Annotated in this window: 7 protein-coding genes and 1 tRNA gene; 3 read left to right on the top strand and 5 right to left on the bottom strand. The window is 66.3% G+C overall.

Annotation, left to right across the window (positions count from 1 at the left end):
• The first annotated feature begins 265 nt into the window (after positions 1-265).
• Positions 266-691: an HIT family protein gene (locus tag AB0L57_RS31925; protein ID WP_364970282.1), complete on the top strand. Its 426-nt coding sequence runs from the start codon at positions 266-268 to the stop codon at positions 689-691.
• Between the two features lie 103 nt (positions 692-794).
• Here AB0L57_RS31925 and AB0L57_RS31920 read toward each other — a convergent pair whose 3' ends face one another.
• The 5 genes from AB0L57_RS31920 to AB0L57_RS31900 all read right to left on the bottom strand — a co-directional run bounded on the left by AB0L57_RS31920 (position 795) and on the right by AB0L57_RS31900 (position 4,693).
• The gene (locus AB0L57_RS31920; protein ID WP_364970280.1) at positions 795-2,393 is read right to left on the bottom strand and encodes a HAMP domain-containing sensor histidine kinase; all 1,599 of its coding nucleotides are present in this window, start codon (positions 2,391-2,393) and stop codon (positions 795-797) included.
• Positions 2,390-3,127, bottom strand: coding sequence for a response regulator transcription factor (locus AB0L57_RS31915; protein ID WP_364970277.1), 738 nt, complete (start codon positions 3,125-3,127; stop codon positions 2,390-2,392). Before AB0L57_RS31915 ends, AB0L57_RS31920 begins: the two co-directional genes overlap by 4 nt.
• Before the next feature lie 107 nt (positions 3,128-3,234).
• A tRNA-Thr gene (locus AB0L57_RS31910) sits at positions 3,235-3,306 on the bottom strand.
• Between the two features lie 157 nt (positions 3,307-3,463).
• Positions 3,464-3,706, bottom strand: a complete 243-nt coding sequence (locus tag AB0L57_RS31905; RefSeq protein WP_364970274.1) for an MbtH family protein — start codon at positions 3,704-3,706, stop codon at positions 3,464-3,466.
• 147 nt (positions 3,707-3,853) lie between these two features.
• On the bottom strand, positions 3,854-4,693 hold the full coding sequence (locus AB0L57_RS31900; protein WP_364970271.1) for an alpha/beta hydrolase: 840 nt from the start codon (positions 4,691-4,693) through the stop codon (positions 3,854-3,856).
• A gap of 254 nt (positions 4,694-4,947) precedes the next feature.
• Here AB0L57_RS31900 and AB0L57_RS31895 point away from each other — a divergent pair, with 254 nt between their 5' ends.
• Positions 4,948-5,115 carry a hypothetical protein gene (locus AB0L57_RS31895; protein WP_364970268.1) on the top strand — a complete coding sequence of 56 codons (168 nt, stop codon included), beginning with the start codon at positions 4,948-4,950 and terminating at the stop codon, positions 5,113-5,115.
• Positions 5,116-5,199: 84 nt separating this feature from the next.
• Complete coding sequence (locus tag AB0L57_RS31890) at positions 5,200-6,750, top strand: trehalose-6-phosphate synthase (protein WP_364970265.1); 1,551 nt, start codon at positions 5,200-5,202, stop codon at positions 6,748-6,750.
• Positions 6,751-6,867: the final 117 nt, after the last annotated feature.

The raw sequence follows: 6,867 nt of genomic DNA, 5'->3' as shown, positions 1-6,867 counted from the left end.
GCCGCTGCGCAAGCGACGAAGGAGCAAGCAGCGGCACCCGAACGGCGAGACTCAGGGGCCGCCAACCCCGCCGGAGCGAAGCGAAGGCCAAAAATCCAGCCAACACCTTTTGGCCAGTACTCCCCCTGCACACCTGTCTCGGGAGTACCCACCCCCTGGGCAGCATCCGAGCACCGTGGCGTGTCCGGCCAGCTCGACCAGCACGTCCTGCGGACGCCCGCCGGGCCGGATGCGCGCGTCCGGGTCGTACAGGCATGATCGCTTCATGCCTTCTGTATTCAGTGCCATCATCGCCGGTCAGCTCCCCGGTCGGTTCGTGTGGGAGGACGAGGAATTCGTCGGCTTCCTCACCATCGCTCCCGTCACCCCCGGCCACACTCTCGTCGTACCGCGTCAGGAACTCGATCAGTGGCAGGACCTGGATCCCGCCGCCTTCGCGCGGATCAACGGGGTGGCGCAGAAGATCGGACAGGCGGTCCGCAAGGCGTGGGACGCACCGCGAGCCGGCCTGCTGATCGCCGGACTCGAGGTCCCGCATCTGCACGTGCACGTGTTCCCGGCGTTCGAGCTGAACGATTTCGACATCTCCGGCGCCGATCAGAATCCGAGCCCGGAATCGCTGGACGAGGCGCAAGCGAAGATCAAGAAGGCCTTGCGCGAACTCGGCCACGAGGAGAACGTCCCGGACTGAGCCCGGACAACCGGACCTGGCCGAGCCGCCACGGCGCGGGTCCGGGACCGGCGTCCTGGTCACAGTCCCCGCCGAGCGAAGCGAGGCCAAACCAACCCAACCGTCAAACACCTTCCCTGGGCAGGCGTACCGCGAAAGTGGTGCCCTGTCCCACGACACTGCGTACCGCTACGGTGCCGCCGTGCGCCGCGACCAGCGCTTGCACGATGGAAAGGCCCAGTCCGGTCCCGCCGCTGTCCCGGCTGCGTGAGGTGTCGGTGCGGTAGAAGCGCTCGAAGACGCGGTCGGCTTCCTCGGGCGGGAGCCCCGGCCCGGTGTCGACAATCTCCATGAGCACACTGTCTTTCTCAGGAGTCAGTCGTACGGTCACGGCGGCGTCCGCAGGAGTGTGGATGAGCGCGTTGTTGACCAGATTTCCCAGCACCTGCCGCAACCGGGCCTCGTCGCCGCGCACTTCCAAAGTTCCGGTGCCGGGATGTATTTGGAGGTCCACCGGACGTCGGGGTTCCTCGGGACGCTGGGCCGCATCGACGGCCCGCGCATTGTGCACCGCATCGCTGGCCAGCGCCAGCAGATCGACCGGCCGGCGCTCCACCGGCCGTTGCGCGTCCAGGCGGGCCAGCATCAGCAGATCCTCGACCAGCAGGCCCATCCGGTTGGATTCACGCTCGATGCGGTCCATGAACATGTCCGGATCCGCCAGTGCGCCTTGGCGATACAGCTCGGCGAACCCCTTGATGGTGGTCAGTGGCGTGCGCAGTTCGTGGCTGGCGTCGGCGACGAAGCGCCGCATGCGTGCCTCCGAACGGCGCGCGGACTCCTCGGAGGCCTCGGTGGCGGCGAAGGCACTCTGAATTTGGGCGAGCATCCCGTTGAGCGATTGCGAGAGCCGATCGACTTCGGTGTTGGTGCCCTGCACCGGAACTCGTCGGTGCAGGTCGCCACCGGCGATGGCGGCCGCGGTCTTCTCCACTTCACCGAGTGGTCGCAGACTGCGCCGGATCACGAATTGGGCGACGACGGCGAGTGCCGCGAGCACGATGACTCCGACCGCGACCTGTAATCCGATCAGGCGGTCGACGATGTTTTCCGTCTCGGTGAGGCGAACGGCGATCGTGCTGGTTCCGTCCGGTGTGGTGAAACGCACCGCGCGCCAATGCTCTCCGGGATCGCCGACCGTTCCGACCGTCCGCGGGTGCCGGCCCAGGTCGCTCGGTATATCCGGAACGGTCTGGCCGGACGGGAGCAGGAATGGATTCTGACCGTTCGCATTCTCGATCCGGACGTAGTACAGACCGGGTGGCCGTTCCCTGCCCTTCGGCACCGGCAACCCTTCCGGCGGCGGCCGGTCCGGATGCGGGGAGGCCCAGATGCGAGCTTCGAACAATTGTCGATCGACCTTGTCGATCAACACATTTCGCATCGATGAGGTGACCGCGACGCCGGATACCAGCAGCCCCAGCCCGGCCAGTGCGACCAGTGCGATCACGAGCGTCACCCGCAGCGGGACGGCCGCCAGCCTGCGTGCGAACCGCTGGCGGATGCCACGCGGGCGCACCGTCCGTTCGACGGGATCCGCCTCGGTCACCGACCAGCGATCGGAGTCGTTCGATCCGTCGTCCGGCGTCCGGGCCTCCTCGCCCGTTCCGGTCTCGTCCACGCCGCCGTCCCCGCGCTCGCGTACCGAACGCGACTCGCTCATTTCGCCGACGACCGGCTTCGGCTGGGTGCGCGCATGACATACCCGACACCGCGCAGCGTGTGGATCAGCCGGTCCGGCCCGGTGTCGACCTTCTTACGCAGGTAGGACACATAGGTCTCCACCACGCCCACCTCGCCACCGAAGTCGTAACGCCAGACGTGATCGAGGATGCGGGGCTTGCTCAGCACCGTGCCCGCATTGACCATGAAGTACCGCAGCAGGGTGAATTCCGTCGGCGACAGCGCCACCGCTTCCCCTGCCTTCCAGACCTCGTGGGTGTCGTCGTCGAGCTCGATGTCCTCGAAGCGGAGCCGTGAGGACTTGGTCTCCTGCACCACGTGACCGGAACGGCGCAGTATCACCCGCAGCCGCGCCACCACCTCCTCCAGCGAGAAGGGCTTGGTCACGTAGTCGTCGGCGCCGAGGGTGAGCCCGGTGATCTTGTCGTCGACCTCGTCACGGGCGGTGAGGAACAGGACGGGTGCGTCGATGCCGTCGGCGCGCAGCCGGCGCAGCAGGCCGAAGCCGTCCATCCCGGGCATCATGACGTCGACGATCAACGCGTCCGGCCGGAACTGTTTGGCACGGTCCAGCCCCTCGGCGCCATTGGTGGCGGCGGCCACCTCGAACCCCTGATAGCGCAGACTCACCGACAGCAGTTCGACGATCATCGGTTCGTCGTCGACCACCAGCACCCGAGCTTCGGGGATCCGATCGCCAGCCACACCGTTCATGCAGGACATCGTCTCTCCTGCAGCCCGGAAAGCGCTGAACGTTCCCTGGGAGTTTCCTGCGAGCCCCGTGTGGGGCGGCTGCACGAATACGCGGCACAGTCTGTGAGAGCCCCCTGTCGGGATTGAACCGACGACCTTCGCTTTACAAGAGCGGTGCTCTACCACTGAGCTAAGGAGGCGGAGAAGCGAGGCAATCATAACCGGGGGAACGGCCGTCCGGAAAAACGTCTCCCACCGGCGGACATACCGACGTGACCGCGACGGCTGTGTGTGACCCCGAAGGGCATCACACAGCCGCCGGTCGCCGTCGCGCCGCGCCCTGTAGTCGAGCGCGGATCAGGACTGGGTGGCCTGCCGGGCCGCGTCGTCGGCGGCCATCGCATCACGCAGGCTCTTGGGACGCATATCCGTCCAGTTCTGCTCCACGTATTCGACGCAAGCGGCGCGGCTGTCCTCGCCGAACACCACTCGCCACCCGGCCGGGACCTCGGCGAAAGCAGGCCACAGGGAATGCTGCTCCTCGTCGTTGACCAGAACGAAGAAGCGGCCGTCCTCGTCGTCGAAGGGGTTGGTGCTCATTTCACCTCACTGGATACTGGCGCTGTGTACGGGAACGCGCTGGGTACGTATTTCCTGGGGCGCCGCGTCCGAGCCGGAACGACCGACCCGAACCGTAGCCCCGAGCGATGTGTCGACACTAGCAAGACCGACGTTACGCGTTGGTGGTTACCTCGAGCCCGCGAAGAAATCGAGGAGCACCTTGTTCACCGTTTCCGGGCGCTCCAGATAGCCGTAGTGCCCGGCATCGGGGATCTCCTGGTATCGGGCGTCGGGGATGACTTCGGCCAGCTCACGGGTCAGATAGGCGGGAATCATCCGGTCGTCGGCGAAGCCCATCGCCAGACACGGCACCTTGATGCCGCGGTAGGCCTGCAAACGGTCGAAATCGTGATCCATCCGGCGCTGCGCCCGGATTCCCGGCGAGACCGCACCGCCGGTGAATTCGAACAGATCCAGCCAATCGCGGGCGGAGTTCGGCTCGGCCATGGTGGCGGGCGACAGATTCATCACCGCGGTGACGGCGGCCTCGTACCGGGGTGGCAACTGCACACCGGAGGCGTCGAGTTCGTGTTCACCGAGCGAGAGGGTCTTCTGGAACTGGTCCATGCGCGCGTGCCCGGCCATGAACACGGCCTTGCGCACCAGGTCGGGCCGGGCCAGGGCGAGTTCCTGGGTGACCCGCGCGCCCATCGAGGTGCCGGCCACCAGTGCCGGGCCCTCGTCGAGAAATTCGATCAGCCCGGCCGTGTCGGCGACCAGCTGGTCGATGGTCATTCCGTCGGCGGCCTCGTAGGACGGCGCGATTCCGCGGTTGTCGAAGGTACACACCCGGTATCCGGCCGCGACCAGGGCCGGAACCTGATGCAGCTCCCACACCCGGCCCGGACTTCCGGTGCCCATGATCAACACGACCAGCGGGGCCGCTCCCTTGGTGTCGGTGCCCTTGGCCTTGTCCCCCTTGACCTGGTAGTTGAGCGAGATTCCGTTCACCGTGGCCAACGGCATGATGCAGGGACCCTTTCTACGAGGATTTCGTGCGACGGGCGATACACGCCTCTACCCACGTTATAGGTTCACACCGCCCGAACGTTTCGCCTGTGCGGTCGGCCACGCCGTGCGCAGTTGCGGTTCGGTGGCGGTCGACACCGAGCCGACGACCGTTTTCGCGACGACCGATACCATTGACAACGCACGGCGCCGAGACCACGACGGTCGAGCCGTACCGCCGTGCCACGACCCCGAGCCGAGAGGACGAGACGATGGCCGCGAAGAGCGCCAACGAGATCGCGGACGACGACCTGGAACCACTCGCCGACGAGACCGCGCGGCAGGCCCAGCGCGTCGTGGCCGCCTACGCCAACGACGCCGACGAATGCCGGATGCTGCTGTCGATGCTCGGCATCGGCCCCAGCACACGCGGCGAGTAACGACCACACGCGCAACGTCGCGCGTCACCCATAACTGAAATCCCACGCCTAGCTCCGCCTTTTCGGCGACCGGAGGATCCAGCAGTGGACCAGACGAGCGATATCCGCAGCAATCGATCCCGAGACACGTCGCCGGAACCCGAATCCGCACCAGCGAATCAACCCGGTGACACCGGGTCCGGATTCGTCGTGGTGGCCAACCGGCTTCCGGTCGATCTGGAGCGTCTCGCGGACGGAACCACGCGGTGGAAGCGGAGCCCGGGCGGTCTGGTCACGGCACTGGAACCGGTGCTGCGCAACAACAACGGCGCCTGGGTGGGCTGGGCCGGTGTTCCCGATGTGGATGTCGATCCGATCATCGAGGACGGTCTGGAGCTGTATCCGGTGCCGTTGTCGGCCACCGAGGTGTCGGACTACTACGAGGGATTCTCCAACGGCACGCTGTGGCCGCTCTATCACGACGTGATCGTGCGGCCGGAGTACCACCGCGACTGGTGGACCGCCTATGTCGAGGTCAATCGCCGCTTTGCCGAGTACACCGCGAAGGTGGCGGCCGAGGGCGCAACGGTGTGGGTGCAGGACTATCAGCTGCAGCTGGTGCCGAAGATGCTGCGGATGCTGCGCCCGGACCTGACCATCGGCTTCTTCCTGCACATCCCGTTCCCACCGGTGGAGCTGTTCATGCAGCTGCCCTGGCGGACCGAGATCGTGGAGGGCCTGCTGGGGGCCGATCTGATCGGCTTCCATCTGCCCGGCGGTGCGCAGAACTTCTTGTACCTGGCGAAAAGGCTTGCCGGCCAGCCCACTTCACGCGGGACGGTCGGTGTGCGATCGAAACTCGGTGTGGTGCAGGTCGGTTTTCGCACGGTTAGGGTCGGCGCATTCCCGATCTCCATCGCCTCGGCCGAACTCGACGAACTGTCGCGGCGGCGCTCGGTGCGCGAGCGGGCCGCCCAGATCCGGGCGGAACTCGGCAATCCCAAGAACATTCTGCTGGGTGTGGACCGGCTCGACTACACCAAGGGCATCGACATCCGCCTGGGCGCGCTGCAGGAGCTGCTGCACGACGGCCGGCTCGATCCGGCCGAAACGGTGATGGTCCAGCTGGCCACGCCGAGCCGGGAGCGGGTGGAGAGCTACATCCAGATGCGTGGCGACATCGAACGCCAGGTGGGCCGGATCAACGGTGAATTCTCCCGTGTCGGTTATCCGTTCGTGCACTATCTGCACCGGCCGATTCCGCGCGAGGAACTGGTCGCCTTCTTCGTGGCCGCCGACGTCATGCTGGTGACGCCGCTGCGGGACGGGATGAATCTGGTCGCCAAGGAGTACGTGGCCTCGCACAGCGGCCTCAACGGGGCCTTGGTCCTGAGCGAATTCACCGGTGCCGCAGCCGAATTGCGTCAGGCGTATCTGTGCAATCCACATGATCTCGACAGTGTGGAGAACGCGATCATGTCCGCGATCGAGGACGATGGGGAAACCAAGCGCCGCCGCATGCGCGCCCTCCGAAGACAGGTGCTGGCCCATGATGTGGACCGATGGGCCCGATCGTTCCTGGACGCGCTGGCACAGGATCGGGTGGCGGGTAGTGCGCTGCTGACCGATGCGGACGTGGATCCGGGAACCCGCTAGACAGTGATCAGATACCGCGATCGGTAGATATGGATCGCACAGCGATCGGTAGATGTGGATCGCACAGCGATTCCGAGGCGGGCTACACCCTCTTCGATCCGGCTGCCGACGCCCGCT

The organism is Nocardia sp. NPDC052254 (assembly GCF_040679495.1).
Classification (GTDB): Bacteria; Actinomycetota; Actinomycetes; order Mycobacteriales; family Mycobacteriaceae; genus Nocardia.
Note: the sequence above shows the minus strand (reverse complement) of the source record. Positions and strands in the feature narration are given on the sequence as shown.

Excerpts from the sequence above, each read along its gene's own strand:
- AB0L57_RS31925 (WP_364970282.1), top strand. The coding sequence starts at position 266 with ATGCCTTCTGTATTCAGTGCCATCATCGCCGGTCAGCTCCCCGGTCGG.
- AB0L57_RS31920 (WP_364970280.1), bottom strand. The coding sequence starts at position 2,393 with ATGAGCGAGTCGCGTTCGGTACGCGAGCGCGGGGACGGCGGCGTGGAC.
- AB0L57_RS31915 (WP_364970277.1), bottom strand. The coding sequence starts at position 3,127 with ATGAACGGTGTGGCTGGCGATCGGATCCCCGAAGCTCGGGTGCTGGTG.
- AB0L57_RS31905 (WP_364970274.1), bottom strand. The coding sequence starts at position 3,706 with ATGAGCACCAACCCCTTCGACGACGAGGACGGCCGCTTCTTCGTTCTG.
- AB0L57_RS31900 (WP_364970271.1), bottom strand. The coding sequence starts at position 4,693 with ATGCCGTTGGCCACGGTGAACGGAATCTCGCTCAACTACCAGGTCAAG.
- AB0L57_RS31895 (WP_364970268.1), top strand. The coding sequence starts at position 4,948 with ATGGCCGCGAAGAGCGCCAACGAGATCGCGGACGACGACCTGGAACCA.